General features: G+C 73.2%; 11 protein-coding genes and 1 pseudogene. 5 read left to right on the plus strand and 7 right to left on the minus strand.

The window, feature by feature from the left end; genetic code table 11:
• Positions 1-14: 14 nt before the first annotated feature.
• From Sru02f_RS24510 to Sru02f_RS24520, 3 genes are read right to left on the minus strand one after another with little or no spacing between them, the layout of a single operon-like run.
• Positions 15-1,163, minus strand: coding sequence for a long-chain specific acyl-CoA dehydrogenase (locus tag Sru02f_RS24510; protein WP_109028724.1), 1,149 nt, complete (start codon positions 1,161-1,163; stop codon positions 15-17).
• A complete protein-coding gene (locus tag Sru02f_RS24515; protein WP_109028723.1) occupies positions 1,160-2,185 on the minus strand; it encodes an LLM class F420-dependent oxidoreductase in 1,026 nt (341 codons plus the stop codon). The genes Sru02f_RS24510 and Sru02f_RS24515 overlap by 4 nt, the downstream gene beginning before the upstream one ends.
• Positions 2,185-3,348: a CaiB/BaiF CoA transferase family protein gene (locus Sru02f_RS24520; protein WP_109028722.1), complete on the minus strand. Its 1,164-nt coding sequence runs from the start codon at positions 3,346-3,348 to the stop codon at positions 2,185-2,187. The genes Sru02f_RS24515 and Sru02f_RS24520 overlap by 1 nt, the downstream gene beginning before the upstream one ends.
• A gap of 246 nt (positions 3,349-3,594) precedes the next feature.
• On the opposite strand from Sru02f_RS24520, the gene Sru02f_RS24525 reads away from it, so the two are divergent.
• The 4 genes and pseudogenes from Sru02f_RS24525 (at position 3,595) to Sru02f_RS24540 (ending at position 7,150) form a co-directional block, all read left to right on the plus strand.
• Entirely contained in the window at positions 3,595-4,266 is a 672-nt protein-coding gene (locus Sru02f_RS24525) for a TetR/AcrR family transcriptional regulator (protein ID WP_109028721.1), read from the plus strand.
• Between the two features lie 22 nt (positions 4,267-4,288).
• Positions 4,289-4,756 (plus strand): DUF4334 domain-containing protein, encoded by a 468-nt coding sequence (locus Sru02f_RS24530; RefSeq protein WP_109028720.1) that lies wholly within the window; start codon positions 4,289-4,291, stop codon positions 4,754-4,756.
• A pseudogene (locus Sru02f_RS24535) lies at positions 4,753-5,843 on the plus strand (NAD(P)-dependent alcohol dehydrogenase). The gene Sru02f_RS24530 and the pseudogene Sru02f_RS24535 overlap by 4 nt, the downstream one beginning before the upstream one ends.
• Before the next feature lie 143 nt (positions 5,844-5,986).
• Positions 5,987-7,150, plus strand: coding sequence for a TetR/AcrR family transcriptional regulator (locus Sru02f_RS24540; RefSeq protein ID WP_174854954.1), 1,164 nt, complete (start codon positions 5,987-5,989; stop codon positions 7,148-7,150).
• A gap of 25 nt (positions 7,151-7,175) precedes the next feature.
• On the opposite strand, the gene Sru02f_RS24545 is transcribed toward Sru02f_RS24540, so the two are convergent.
• Together Sru02f_RS24545 and Sru02f_RS24550 are read right to left on the minus strand one after the other, a co-directional pair.
• The gene (locus Sru02f_RS24545) at positions 7,176-8,381 is read right to left on the minus strand and encodes an oxygenase MpaB family protein (protein WP_109028718.1); all 1,206 of its coding nucleotides are present in this window, start codon (positions 8,379-8,381) and stop codon (positions 7,176-7,178) included.
• Positions 8,382-8,653: 272 nt separating this feature from the next.
• Positions 8,654-9,838, minus strand: coding sequence for an MBL fold metallo-hydrolase (locus Sru02f_RS24550; protein ID WP_167469217.1), 1,185 nt, complete (start codon positions 9,836-9,838; stop codon positions 8,654-8,656).
• A 151-nt stretch (positions 9,839-9,989) separates the two neighbouring features.
• Here Sru02f_RS24550 and Sru02f_RS24555 point away from each other — a divergent pair, with 151 nt between their 5' ends.
• The gene (locus tag Sru02f_RS24555; RefSeq protein ID WP_109028717.1) at positions 9,990-10,610 is read left to right on the plus strand and encodes a TetR/AcrR family transcriptional regulator; all 621 of its coding nucleotides are present in this window, start codon (positions 9,990-9,992) and stop codon (positions 10,608-10,610) included.
• A gap of 61 nt (positions 10,611-10,671) precedes the next feature.
• Here the strand turns inward: Sru02f_RS24555 and Sru02f_RS24560 are convergent, their stop codons facing one another.
• Both Sru02f_RS24560 and Sru02f_RS24565 read right to left on the minus strand, forming a co-directional pair.
• Entirely contained in the window at positions 10,672-11,457 is a 786-nt protein-coding gene (locus Sru02f_RS24560; RefSeq protein ID WP_109028716.1) for an SGNH/GDSL hydrolase family protein, read from the minus strand.
• A 244-nt stretch (positions 11,458-11,701) separates the two neighbouring features.
• A complete protein-coding gene (locus Sru02f_RS24565) occupies positions 11,702-12,640 on the minus strand; it encodes a M23 family metallopeptidase (RefSeq protein ID WP_109028715.1) in 939 nt (312 codons plus the stop codon).
• Between the last annotated feature and the right edge of the window lies 1 nt (position 12,641).

Consider the following 12,641-nt stretch of genomic DNA (forward strand, 5'->3'; position numbering starts at 1 on the left):
GGACGGTCGGCGGCTCAACCCAGGAGGGAGCGGCCGATGATCTCCTTCATGATCTCGGTGGTGCCGCCGTAGATGGTCTGGACGCGTCCGTCGAGGAACGCCCGCGCCACCCGGTACTCGCTCATGTAGCCGTAGCCGCCGTGCAGTTGCAGACAGCGGTCGACGACCCGCTTCTGGAGTTCGGTGGCCCACCACTTGGCCATCGAGGCGTGCACGGGGTCGAGCCGGCCCGCGACGTGCTCGGTGACACAGCGGTCCAGGAAGGTGCGGGTGACCGCCGCCTCGGTGGCCATCTCGGCGATCTCGAAGCGGACGTGCTGGAGTTTGGCCAGCGGCCGGCCGAAGGCCTCGCGCTCCTTCACGTAGCGCGTGGTGATGTCGAGGATCTCCTCGGCCGCCGCGGCGGCGCCGACCGCGATGGCCAGCCGCTCCTGGGCGAGGTTGCCCATCAGGTAGGTGAAGGCGCGGTTCTCCTCGCCGAGCAGGTTCTCCTTGGGGACGCGTACGTCGTTGAAGAACAGTTCGGCGGTGTCCTGGGCCTTCTGGCCGATCTTGGCGAGGTTGCGGCCCCGTTCGAAGCCGTCCGCGCCGCGTTCGACGACGAGCAGGCTCTGCCCGGCGCTGCCGCCCTCGGGAGTGGTACGGGCGACCACCACGACGAGGTCGGCGAGGATGCCGTTGGAGATGAAGGTCTTCGAGCCGTTGAGCAGGTAGTGGTCGCCGTGGTCGGTGGCCGTGGTGCGGATGCCCTGGAGGTCGGAACCGGCTCCGGGTTCGGTCATGGCGACGGCGGTGACGATGTCGCCGGAGACGAAGCCGGGCAGCCAGCGCCGCTTCTGCTCCTCGGTGGCGAGCCGGGTGAGGTAGGGGCCGACGATGTCGTTGTGCAGGCTCAGGGCCAGTCCGGAGGCTCCGGCGCGGGCGAACTCCTCGATGAGGACGGCGCTGTAGCGGAAGTCGTCGTTGCCACCACCGCCGTACTCCTCGTCGACGGCCGGTCCCAGCAGGCCCTGGCGGCCCGCCGAGTACCAGACCTCGCGGTCGACGACGCCGTTGCGTTCCCAGCGTTCGTGGTGCGGCGCCACCTCCTTGGCGAGGAAGGCGCGCACGGTGTCGCGGAAGGCCTCGTGGTCGGGGCCGTACAGGTCTCGTCGGAAGGTCACAGCCAACCCCTCACTCGCTCGATCAGCCGGGCGGGATCCGCTCCGACGGGCGTGACGTCCAGCATCGTCACGCCCGACTCGCGGAAGGCCTCGACGCGTTCGCGGACGTGGCCCTCGGGACCGGCCAGGCAGATTCGCTCCAGCAGTTCGGCGGGGACGGCGGCCTCCGCCTCCTTCCTGCGGCCCGCGAGGTAGTGCTCCTGGATGGCGGCCGCGGCGGCCTCGTAGCCGTAGGAGCAGATCAGGTCGTGGTAGAAGTTGCGGCCCGGGGCGCCCATGCCGCCGACGTACAGGGCGACGGTGGGGCGCATCAGGTCGTGGACCGCTTCGGCGTCGTCGTCGATGGCGAGCAGGCCGCCCGCCACGACCGCCAGCGGTCCGAGCGCGGGATCGCGCCTGGCGGTGCCCTCGGCCAGGGACGGACCCCACACCTTCGCGGCGTGTTCCGGCGCGTAGAGGAACGGCAGCCAGCCGTCGGCCAGTTCGGCGGTCATCCGGACGTTGGCCGGGCCGAGTGCGGCGACGTACACGGGGATGGTGCCGCGCACCGGGTGGGTGAGCAGCTTGAGGGGTTTGCCGAGCGTGCCGCCCTTCTCGGGCGGCAGGGGCAGGTCGGTGATGCCGCGGTGCTCGATCACCTCGCGCCGCCAGATCCGCCGCGACAGTTCGATGACCTCGCGGGTGCGGCCCAGCGGGCGGTCGTAGCGGCGGCCGTGCCAGCCCTCGACGACCTGCGGCCCGGAGGCGCCGATGCCGAGGAGGGCCCGGCCGCCGGTGAGGGCGTCGAGTCCGGCGGCGGTCTGGGCGATCAGGGCGGGGCTGCGCGAGTAGACGTTCAGGATGGCAGAGCCGATGCGCATGCGCTCGGTCCTGGCGGCCAGGTATCCCATGATCGTCGGTGAGTCGAAGCCGTACGCCTCGGCCACCCAGACGGCGTCGAGTCCGGCGGACTCCAGGGCGGCCGCCCGGTCCGCGGCCGCCCGCGGGTCGCCCGTGTACGTCAGCGGTGAGGACAGTTCCATCAGCTGCGGTCCTTCGGGGGGTCGGACAGGTGGGGCAGGTCCCAGTCCCGGGCCACGTCGGCGGTGTGCGCGCCGGGAACGGCGGGCGGCAGGCGCAGGGTGCCGGGGGTGGCGGAGAAGCGGGGCGCGGGTGCGGGCTGGGTGACGCCGTGCGCCTCGGTGTAGGTGCCGCGGCCGGTCAGGTGCGGGTGGTCCGCCGCCTCTCGCAGGGAGAGGACGGGGGCCACGCACGCGTCGGTGCCCTCGAAGACGGCCGTCCACTCCTCCCGGGAGGCGGTCTTGAAGCGGGCGGTGAACAGGGCTTGCAGCGCGGGCCAGTTGCGCGGCTCCGAGCGGTCCGGCAGGGCGTCCCCGGACAGGCCCAGCAGGGTGACGAAGGTGGTGTAGAAGCGCGGTTCCAGGGCGCCGACCGCCATCCAGCCGCCGTCGCCGGTCTCGTACGCGCGGTAGTACGGGCAGCCTCCGTCCAGGAGGTTGGTCCCGCGGTCCTCGCGCCAGGTCCCCGCGGCGAGCATGCCCCAGAAGAGCGCGGTGAGGTGGGCCGTGCCGTCGACGATCGCGGCGTCCACCACCTGGCCGCGGCCGGTGGTGCGGGCGGTGAGCAGCGCGGCCAGGACGCCGGTGGTGAGGTAGAGGGAGCCGCCCGCGTAGTCGCCGAGCAGGTTGGCGGGGACGGCGGGCGGTCCGTCCGGTGCCCCGAGCATGGAGAGGGCGCCGGCCGTGGCGATGTAGCCGATGTCGTGTCCGGCCCGGGGCGCGAGCGGCCCCCGCTGGCCCCAGCCGGTCATCCGGCCGTACACCAGGGCGGGGTGGGCGGCCATGCACTCCTCGGGGCCGACCCCGAGCCGCTCGGCGACCCCGGGGCGGTACCCCTCCACCAGGATGTCGGCGCGGGCGGCCAGGGCCCGTACGGTCTCCGGGCCGCCGGGTGACTTGAGGTCGACCAGGACCGAGCGCTTGTTGCGGTTGGTCACGTCGTGGGCGGGGTCGCCGGCGAGCGGGCCGGGGACGGGGCGGTCGACGCGCACCACGTCGGCGCCGAGGTCGCCGAGCAGCATCGCGGCGAACGGGCCGGGTCCGATACCGGCCAGCTCGAGAACGCGCACGCCGTCCAGCGGACCGGCGCAGGACCGGGCGGGGGGATCAGGGGGACGGTGGCTCATGGGTTCCTCTCTCGGGACGCGGGGGACTCGCCGCCGCGCGACCGGGACCTTACTGAGCGTTCGCTAAGAACGTAGAAGCGTCCCGTCGATCGGTCAACGCCCTGAACGACGGGATTTGGCGCGGTACTTGACGGCCGGAGGGGACGGAGACGCACACTTGCCCCGTGGATCCGCCGCTCCTCTCCCGCGATCGCTTATCGATCGCTAAGCTCCCGGGGGAGGGGCACTGATTCCGAGGAGACGTTGTTGAGCACCGAGCAGAGCCAGGACAGCACGGCCACGGCGCGGCACTGGCGTTCCTACGGGCCGCTGGACCTGCACCCGATCCTGGTTCACGCCATGGAGGCCTTCAACGAGCACGGTTACCACGGCACTTCGGTCCGCAACATCGCCGGCCGGGTCGGCGTCACCGTGCCCGCCCTCTACTACCACTACGAGAACAAGCAGGCCCTGCTGGCAACTTTGCTGGAGACGTCCATCAAGGACGTCCTGGACCGTTGCCGGGCGGCGGCCGCGGAGGCGGGGCCCGCTCCGCTGGCGCGGTTCTGCGGCATGGTCGAGTCGATCGTGCTCTACATGGCCCACCGCAGGTCGCTGGCGTTCCTGGACACCGAGATACGCAGCCTGGAGCCGGCCAACCGGGCGCGTTACGTGGCCCTGCGCGACTATCTCCAGCACATGCTGCTCGACACGGTCGAAGCCGGCCGCGCCGAGGGCGTGTTCACCACCGAGATCCCCGCCGACGCCGTCCGTGCGGTCCTGATCATGTGCCAGGGCGTCGCCAACTGGTTCCGCCCCGACGGGCCCCTCACCGCGGAACAGGTCGCCGAACGCCACGTCCTGCTGAGCCTGGGCACCGTGGGGCACCCCCTGCCCTCCCCCGCGCCGCGGGTCCCGGCACCGTACGGCTCCCGATGACATCGACGAGAGGACGCCCCTCATGGACCGGCTCCAGGCCCGTACCCGCTTCCAGGCACTGCGCGAGACGAAGGGCAGGGTGGCGGCGGCCGCGCTGGACGAGGTGTGGGCCGTACTGGACACCGTCCGGCCCGAGGAGATCCTCGGCGAGTGGAAGGGCGGCGAGTTCGACACCGGCCACCCGCTGGGCGGCGAGCTGGCGAAGGCGGGCTGGTACGGCAAGACCTTCGCCTCGGTGCACGACGCCAAGCCGCTGATGTGCCGGGACGCGGCGGGCGAGCTGTATTCCGACCTGGAGCTGGGCAAGGGCGAGGCCAGCCTGTGGACGGTGGAGTTCCGCGGCGAGTCGACGGCCACGATGGTCTACGACGGCCGGCCGGTCCTCGACCACTTCAAGCGGGTGGACGACACCACCCTCATGGGCATCATGAACGCCAAGGGCGTGCCCGCCGAGGGTCCTTACTACTACTTCTTCCTGGAGCGCGCGTGAGGCGTGCCCGGGCCGCGGTCGTCCGGGAGCCGGGCGCCCCGTTCACCGTCCTGGAGGTGGAGCTGGAGGACCCGCGTCCGCGCGAGGTGCTGGTCAGGATGACCGCGGCCGGGGTGTGCCACACGGATCTGGGAATCCAGGCCGGCTGGCCCCGGCGGCTGACCCCCATGGTCTTCGGCCACGAGGGCGCCGGCCGGGTCGAGGCGGTGGGCGCGGAGGTGACCGGTCTCGTGCCGGGGGACACCGTCTGCCTCACCTTCGCCAGCTGCGGCGGGTGCGGGCAGTGCACCGCGGGCATCCGGCGTACTGCGACGCGGCCCGGGACCTCAACCTCTCCGGCGGGCGCGAGGACGGCAGCACCCCGCTCCGCCTGGACGGCGCCCCGCTGCACGGCGGCTTCTTCGGGCAGTCCAGCTTCGCCACGTACGCCGTGGTCCACCAGCGCGGCGTGGTCAGGGTGCCCGCCGACCTGGCCCCGACGCTCGCCGCGCCCCTGGGCTGCGGAGGCCAGACGGGGGCGGGGACGGTGCTCAACCGGCTGCGCCCCGAGCCGGGCACCTCGCTCGTGGTGCTCGGGGCCGGCGGGGTGGGGCTGAGCGCGCTGATGGCCGCGGTGGCCGTGGGCTGCGACCCGGTGCTGGCCGTCGACCCGGTCGCCTCCCGGCGGGACCTGGCCCGCGCACTCGGCGCCAGGGCCGCCCTGCCGCCGGACGACGCTCTCGTCGCGTCGGTGCGGGAACTCACCGACGGCGGGGCGCACCACGTCGTGGACACCACCGGCCGGCCCGGGATGCTCGACCGGGCCGTCGCGGCGCTGCGTCCGCGCGGGGCGCTCGCCCTCCTCGGCCTCGGCGGTGAGGTGACGTTCGACATGATGCGCCTGATGACCAAGGGGGTCCGCCTGCACGGGGTGATGGAGGGCGACTCCGACCCCGCCCGCTTCGTCCCGGAGCTGATCGCCCTGCACGGGCGCGGGCTCTTTCCGGTGGACCGGTTGGTCACCACGTTCGCCTTCGAGGAGATCGGCGCCGCCGTCGCCGCCATGCGCGACGGAAGCGCGGTGAAGCCGGTCCTCACCTTCTCCTGACGGGCGGCGCGGCCGACCGGGGGACGGGCGCCGGGGGGGGCGCGGCGGACCCGCGGACCAGGTGCCGGGAAGGCCGGGGCGGCCCCGGAGAGGTGTGGTTGACTGAACCGCATGGTCCCGCCCCCGTATCCGCCCGTCCGGCCGTGACCGCCGATCCGACCACGGCAGCCCGGCCCCGCAACCGCAGGCAGCTCATCGTCGAGGCGGCGGGCCGGGTCTTCAGCGAACGCGGCTACCACCGGGCCTCCATGGAGGAGATCGCCGCGGGCGTCGGCATCACCGCGGCGGCCCTGTACCGGCACTTCCCGAACAAGTACGCGCTCTTCGCCGAGTGCGCCGACGTCATGGCCCAGGGGCTGGTGGCCGCGCTCGACGGGGTGCCGCCCGGGGCGCCCCTGACGGATGTACTCGACGCCGTCGCCGGGGTCACGGTCGCGTACCGGGCGTCGGGGGGCGTGTACCGGTGGGAGGCCCGCTACCTCAACCGTGAGGACCGCAGGCGCCTGCGGGCGAAGTTCGGGCGGATCGTCGGGCGGGTCGACGAGGCGGTGCGGCGGGAGTACCCGCCGGCCGACGAGGGGCTGCGGGCCGTGGCCGCCCTGGGCGCGATCGGTTCCGTCACGATGCACCGCACCTCGATCGCCGCGCGCCGGGCGGAGAGCCTGCTGTCGGCGTCGGCGCTGCGGGTGGCCGCCGCCGGCCCGGCCGCGGCGGGCGGCGGCGTCGGCCCGGTCGAACTGCCCGCCCAGCCGGTGCCGCGCACCCGGCGGGCGGAGATCCTCGCCGCCGCCGTCCCGCTGTTCGCGCGGGACGGGTTCGCCAACGTCACCAACAACCAGATCGCGCGGGAGGTGGGGCTGGCCCCGTCGGCGCTCTACCGCCACTACCCCGGCAAGGTCGACATCCTGGCGGCGGCGTGCCTCCAGGCGGCGGGTCTGCTGGCCCAGGGAGTGGAGCGGAGCCTGCGCGAGGTGACCGGCCCGCATCAGGCCGTGGCCGCGCTGGCGGCCACCTACGTGGCCTACAGCTTCGAGTACACCGCGCTCAACAGCGTCGCGGAGGCCGAGTTGACCGGACTGCCCGCGGACCTGCGGCGCCCCCTGGTCCACGCGCAGCGGGAGCACATCGCCGTCTGGGAGCAGCAGTTGCGGCTGGCCCGACCGGAACTCGACCCGCGTCAGGCCCGGGTGCTGGTGCACGCGGGGTTCGGGGTGGTGGTCGAGGCCGGCCGCAGCCTGCGCTGGCGGGACGGCCCCGGCCACCGTGACGCCGTGACCGCGCTGGTGGTGGCGGCCCTCGGGCTGTGAGCGGGCGGCCGGGCGGGCCGGTGGGTCAGCCCGGCCTGTTGCCGGTGGGGATGGTGATCGGGGTGGTGGTCCCGGAGGAGCCCTTGTTGAGGAACAGCATGGCCAGGGCGCGCACGAACTGGTCGACCAGGTAGAAGGTGCCGGGCATGATCGGCGACAGTCCCTCCCGGAACTTGATGTACGCGGGCCACGCGGTGCGGACCAGGGCCGCCGCCACCGGGTCGCGCCGCAGCCCCAGCCAGTCGCCGACCTCGTCGCTGAGGACGTAGCGCACGAACTCGTTCAGGAACCCGCGGGTGACACCGAGGTCGATCTGCGCGGTCAGGCCGAGCAGTTCCTCGGCGAGCTTGATGCCCTCGGTCGTCGGGGCGAGGATCGGGGTCAGCACCTGCGCGGACTGCGCCTCCGCGGCCGCCCAGGTCTTGGGGATGTACTCGTCCGGCACCCCCAGCAGGTGGAGGGCGACCTGCCAGGAGTGCAGGAACGCCTCCTGGTCCTCGGCCGGGAACGGGACCTTCCACTCGACCAGCTTGCTGCGTACGTAGGTTCCCAGGCTGTGGAAGGTGACCAGGATGTCGGCGGCACTGATCGGGATGTCCTGGTCCGCGCCGGACGTCCAGTGCGGCGAGCGCGGCAGCAGGTGCCGGACGGCGGCGTGCACCAGCCGGGTCTTGTTGGCGGTGACGACGAACTGCCCGGTCGGCTCGAACGCCTTCAGCTGGGACAGGTCGTAGCCGAAGGTGAACGTCTTGGCGGCGCGGTCCTGCATGTCGGCGCCGCCCGCCGACCAGTAGACGCTCCTGGCCTCGCGCGGGATGACGGTGCTCATGATGCCGCTGCCGAGGCCGTACAGCATGAACAGGTACGTGTCCCGGCGCCGGTTGAAGTCGGCCGCGCGGGTCAGCTTGGTCCGGTCGGCCCAGGACGGCAGCCGGTTGACCTGCCGCAGATGCGCGGTGAGCTCGGCCGGGAATCCGCCGGGCAGCGGGTCGGCGTTGTTCACCCACCCGGCCATCGCGGTGTTGATCGACGGAACGCTGCCGTTCTCGAGCAGCGCGGCCATCAGGGGGTCCGTCGCGCTGTCCCACACGTACTCCGGATCGGCGCCCGCGCCGGTGCCGGCCACCGAGTCCGCCGACGGCCACGCCCATCCCTTCGCGCCGTCCGCCACGCCCACGAGCCCGAGCGCGACACCGAGCGACAGGACTCCTCGCCTGCTGAGATTCTCCATTGACTTAACCCGCTTCCCTGAAGGTCAGACGGTTCACTGAGCTGTTCTCGCACGTCAGTTGAGTGACCACCACACTTCGAGCCCTGCCGAGTGATGTGATTTCTCATTAACATAGCGAGGCACGTCTGCGTGAGCAATGGGCGTGACGGAGGGTTCGTGGGCGGTCCGGGCCCGTCATACGGGAGCGGCCCGGCGCCAGTGCGCCGGGCCGCTCCTGTCCGGCCGGCCGCTGGGCCGGCGGGACCGCGTCACACGTTCCGCTTCGCCGCTGCTCAGCCCTCGCTCACGAGACCGAGGTCGGTACGGGGCTCGGCGGCGGCGACCACGGGGACGGGCCACTCCTGCTTCAGCGGCGCGGACAGGGCCCGCCACCAGGGGTGTACGGGCAGCTCGCCCCCGGGTTCGAAGGGCAGTCCGGGGACGGGCAGGGCGACCGCCTGCCCGACCGCACCGGCCGCGGCCACCGTCCACTCCCCCGGCTCCGCCCACGCGTGCGGCGCCAGGTTGAAGGTGCCCCAGTGGATCGGCAGCAGGGCACCGTGCGGACGGCCGCCCTGGAGGTCGAGGTGGGCACGGACACCCTCCTCGGGGGTCATGTGGATGTCCGGCCAGAACTCGGCGTACGCCCCGAGCTGGATCATCGTGGCGTCGAACGGCCCGTGCGCGGCGCCGATGTCGCGGAATCCGTCGAAGTAGCCGGTGTCCCCGCTGTGGTACACGCGGTGCTCGGCACCGGCGACGACCCAGGACGCCCAGAGGGTGTGCTGGGTGTTGCGCAGCCCGCGCCCGCAGAAGTGCCGGGCCGGGGTGGCGGTGAGGGTGAGGCCGCCGACGCGCGTCGACTCGTGCCAGTCCAGCTCCCGCAGCCGGTCGGGGGAGACACCCCAGTGTTCGAGGTGGCCGCCGACGCCGAGCGGCACGGCGAACACGGTGTCCGTGCCGGCCAGTGCCTTGATGGTGGGCATGTCCAGGTGGTCGTAGTGGTCGTGGGAGATGACGACCACGTCGACCGGGCCCAGGGCGGCCAGTGGCAGCGGGACCGGATGCAGGCGCTTGGGGCCGGCGAAGGGGAACGGGGAGCAGCGCTCGCCCCACACCGGGTCGAAGAGCACGCGCTGTCCGTCGATCTCGGCGAGCACGCTGGAGTGGCCCATCCAGGTCAGCCGGAGCCCGGTGGCGGGCGGCCGGGCGAGGTCGGCCAGGGTGGTGGCGTGCACCGGGACCGGCCCCTGCGGGGACCGGCGCAGCCGCGCCTCCTTGTTGAAGTAGATCTTGGCGAATTCGGCGGCCGATCCGGAGGGCCGGGTCCGTGCCGTGCCCCCGGGGTTCTGGAAGACGCCGTCGCGGAAGTGCGGCGATCTGCGGATGCGCGCCATGCGCTCACCGCTCGGGTCGGCGCCGAAGGCCGCGGGCCGGGGCACGCTGAATCCGGGACTCGGGGAACGGAAGGCGGCCACGGTACCTCCAGGTGGAGTGGTTCAGGCTCTCATTGTGTTCGTCTCGTCCTACGCCACCTCGAACGACGGATGCGACGTCCGTGTTCCCCCGGTCCGTCGCGACCGGGAAGGGCGTCGGCGCACGTCCCGGCGCCTGTATAGGGTGACGTGCGTGGGGAGAGTGCGGTTGAGCGTGGCGGAGCGGCGCGAGGAGCTGCTGGGCGCCGCCATCGAGCAGATATCGGCGCGGGGCGTGGCGGCGTTGCGGATCGCCGACGTGGCCGCGGCGCTCGGCGTCAGCAACGCCCTGGTGCTCTACCACTTCTCCACGAAGGAGCGCCTGGTCGCCGCCGCGTTCACGCATGCCGCCGAGGACGACCTCGCCCATCTGCGGGGGCTGCTGGCCCGTCGCACGTCGGCGCTGCGCCGGCTGCGGGCGGCCGTGCGGTGGTACGCGCCGACCGGGCCGGCCAAGGGCTGGCGGCTGTGGATCGAGGGCTGGGCGGCGGCGCCGCGCGAGCCCGCGCTGCGGGAGGTCGCGCGCGAGCTGGACCGCCAGTGGAAGGCGGCGATCGCCGAGGTCATCGCCGAGGGCGTGGCCGCCGGTGAGTTCTCCTGCCCCGAGCCGGACGCCGCGGCCCTGCGGCTGACGGCGTTGCTGGACGGGCTGGCGGTGCAGCTCACCTCGTACACGGGCACGGTGTCGCGGGCCCGGGCGCAGGCGTGGGTGGACGACGCCCTGGCCCGGGAACTGGGCCTGGAGCGGGCGGCGTTGACACCGACGCGGCGTTAGCGCCCGTCGGGACACCGGCCAGCCGGTGCACCGGCCCGCCGGGACAGCACCGGCCTCGGTGTCAGGCCACCGCGGCGATCCGCGTCTTGATGTCGTCCGGAGACAGCGTCCCCTTGGCCGTCACGTGGTCGCCCGACGACTCGCCCCGCAGCCGGCGCCCGATCCACGGCACCAGGTACTCGCGCGCCCAGTGCACGTCGTCGCGCCGGACGTCGAGCGTGCCGCGCGGCGGCAGGGGCGGCCAGGGCTGGTCCGGATCGGCCGGGACGCGCAGGCCCAGGGCCTGCCCCGCGCGCAGCGCCACCCGGGTGTGCCCCTCCGGCGACAGGTGCAGCCGGTCGGCGTCCCACGCCCTGCGGTCCTGGACGCTCCGCAGCGACCACAGGTCGAGCACCGGGCAGCCGTAGCGGTCGGCGATGGCGCGGACGTGCCCGTTGTACGTGGCGATCTTGCCGCGCAGGTGCTTGAGGACGGGCACCCCCCGGGTGTCGAACCCGGTGGTCACCAGGACGGTTCCGGCCGCGGCGGTCAGCGCGGCCACCGCCAGCTCGAACCGCTCGGCGACCTCGTCGGGATCGGTGCCGGGCCGGATGATGTCGTTGCCGCCCGCCGCGAACGAGACGAGGTCGGGCGCGAGTCCGACGACCCGCGGGACCTGTTCCGCCACGATCTGGTCGAGGAGCCTGCCGCGCACGGCGAGGTTCGTGTACGTGAAGTCGCCCTCGGGGCGCCGGTCCGCGAGCAGTACGGCGAGCCGGTCGGCCCAGCCGACGAACGCCCCGTCGGGGCCGGGGTCGCCGACGCCCTCGGTGAAGCTGTCCCCCACCGCCACGTACGACCCGATCACTGCTCTGCTGTCACTCTTCGAATCGTCTGCCACATCGGCCCATGATTCACCTTGGAATGTGACCTACGCGACCGTAGGAAGGGATTGACGGGCGGTGAGAAAGGCCACGCCTAAAGTATTCGTCAATTCCGGAATACGGCGAGGGCCCTGCACGGCGCCTGCACCGGGGTCCGGACACGCCGAAGGCCGGACCCGGGGATCGGGGTCCGGCCTCCGGTGCGCGGGGGCCGCGCGGAACCGGTCGTCAGACGGAGACGCCGTGCGAGCGCAGGAACGCCAGCGGGTCGATGTCCGAGCCGTAGTCCGGCGTGGTGCGGATCTCGAAGTGCAGGTGCGGGCCGGTCACGTTGCCGGTGGCGCCCGAGAGGCCGACCTGCTGACCCGCCGTCACCGACTGACCGGCGGAGACGGAGAGCGAGGAGAGGTGGGCGTACTGGGCGTAGTGGCCGTCGGCGAGCTGGATGACGACCTGGTTGCCGTACGCGCCGCCCCAGCCGGCCGAGACGACGGTGCCCGCGCCGACGGCCTTGAGGGAGGTGCCGGTCGGGACGACGAAGTCGGTGCCGGTGTGGTAGCCGCTGGACCACATGCTGCCGGACTGGTGGTACGGGGTGCCGACGGTGCCGCCCGCGACGGGGGAGGTGTAGCCGCTGGTGGTGCCCGTGGACTGGCTGCCGGAGTCCGAGGAGGAGGCCTTCTCGACGTCCGTCGACTTCTGGGCCGGCTTCGCGGCGGGCTTCGCGGCAGGCTTCTCGGCGGACTTCTGCGCGGGCTTCTCGGACTGCGCGGAGGACGGCGCCGACGACTTGGCGGCCTGGCCGCCGATCGACAGCTTGAGGCCGGGGTGGATCAGCGACGGGTCGGAACCGACGGCCTCGCGGTTGTCCGCGTAGAGCTTCTTCCAGCCGCCGTCGACGTCCTGCTCGTCGGCGATCTTCGAGAGGTAGTCGCCGCTCTTCACCGTGTAGGTGTGCGAGTCGGAGTTCTTCTCGGCGGCGGCCTTCTTGGCCGACGCCGGAACGGAGTGCACGGCCTGCTCGGAAACGGAGTGCGCGGGAGCGGCGTTGGCGGCGGCGGCACCCATCAGCGGGAGCGCGAGCGCGGCGCCACCGGTCCCGGCGACGGCGATGGTGCGGGTCAGGCGCATGGCCCTGGTACGGCGGTGCTTACCCTTCGCGGGCATG

The sequence above is a fragment of the Streptomyces rubrogriseus genome, assembly GCF_027947575.1.
In the GTDB taxonomy this organism is placed as follows: Bacteria; Actinomycetota; Actinomycetes; order Streptomycetales; family Streptomycetaceae; genus Streptomyces; species Streptomyces rubrogriseus.

Excerpts from the sequence above, each read along its gene's own strand:
- Sru02f_RS24530 (WP_109028720.1), top strand. The coding sequence starts at position 4,289 with ATGGACCGGCTCCAGGCCCGTACCCGCTTCCAGGCACTGCGCGAGACG.
- Sru02f_RS24520 (WP_109028722.1), bottom strand. The coding sequence starts at position 3,348 with ATGAGCCACCGTCCCCCTGATCCCCCCGCCCGGTCCTGCGCCGGTCCG.
- Sru02f_RS24545 (WP_109028718.1), bottom strand. The coding sequence starts at position 8,381 with ATGGAGAATCTCAGCAGGCGAGGAGTCCTGTCGCTCGGTGTCGCGCTC.
- Sru02f_RS24515 (WP_109028723.1), bottom strand. The coding sequence starts at position 2,185 with ATGGAACTGTCCTCACCGCTGACGTACACGGGCGACCCGCGGGCGGCC.
- Sru02f_RS24565 (WP_109028715.1), bottom strand. The coding sequence starts at position 12,640 with ATGCCCGCGAAGGGTAAGCACCGCCGTACCAGGGCCATGCGCCTGACC.